Here is a 918-nt window from a genome sequence, read left to right on the forward strand (position 1 = left end):
CGCAAACGCTACCCGGCGCCCCCTTGCCCTTGGGGCCGGCTATTTTACCGCACCCGTTCTCCCCTCTCTACCGCAGATCAGATCACACTCGTAGAGAGAAGGAAAAATWTCCCCAAACCCTAGCTYCSGATCTCGATGGCGAACCCYCGCGTCTTCTTCGACATGACCGTCGGCGGYGCCCCRGCSGGCCGGATCGTGATGGAGCTGTACGCCAACGAGGTGCCCAAGACCGCGGAGAACTTCCGCGCGCTGTGCACGGGCGAGAAGGGCGTGGGCAAGTCCGGGAAGCCGCTCCACTACAAGGGCTCYACCTTCCACCGCGTCATCCCCGAGTTCATGTGCCAGGGCGGCGACTTCACCCGCGGCAACGGCACCGGCGGCGAGTCCATCTACGGCGAGAAGTTCCCCGACGAGAAGTTCGTCCGCAAGCACACCGGCCCCGGGGTGCTCTCCATGGCCAACGCCGGCCCCAACACCAACGGCTCTCAATTCTTCATCTGCACCGTGGAGACCCCCTGGCTGGATGGCAAGCACGTCGTCTTCGGCCAGGTCGTCGAGGGCATGGAGGTCGTCAAGGCCATCGAGAAGGTGGGCTCCCGCAGCGGCGCCACCTCCAAGGAGGTGAAGGTCGCTGACTGTGGCCAGCTCTAGATCTCTGGTCTGTCCGGCTGCCCTCCCTCCGTCATCGTCGACTCCGCCTGCGTCCGTCCCTTTTCATTTCCTTCGATCTGAATAAGATGATGGCGATCTGAGTGGTGGTCTTAGTTGAGTCTTCAAGTCGTTTGTGTCTGTGTCCCTCGCGGTTTTAATTTAGCGGTTTAGGTGTGGATCTGTGAATCCCGTGGCGCCTCTGCTTAATCCTTGTTTCAGCTGTTATGTTATGGGATCCATGATAATGCTATAAAACTGAAATTCCGT

Annotated in this window: 1 protein-coding gene; it reads left to right on the forward strand. The window is 60.0% G+C overall.

Annotation, left to right across the window (positions count from 1 at the left end; all coding sequences use genetic code 11):
- The first annotated feature begins 162 nt into the window (after window positions 1-162).
- On the forward strand, window positions 163-651 hold the full coding sequence (locus tag FWJ25_RS20600; protein ID WP_281292572.1) for a peptidylprolyl isomerase: 489 nt from the start codon (window positions 163-165) through the stop codon (window positions 649-651).
- The last annotated feature ends 267 nt before the right edge of the window (window positions 652-918 follow it).

This window comes from Marinobacter salinexigens, from assembly GCF_008370345.1.
GTDB classification, from domain to species: Bacteria; Pseudomonadota; Gammaproteobacteria; order Pseudomonadales; family Oleiphilaceae; genus Marinobacter; species Marinobacter salinexigens.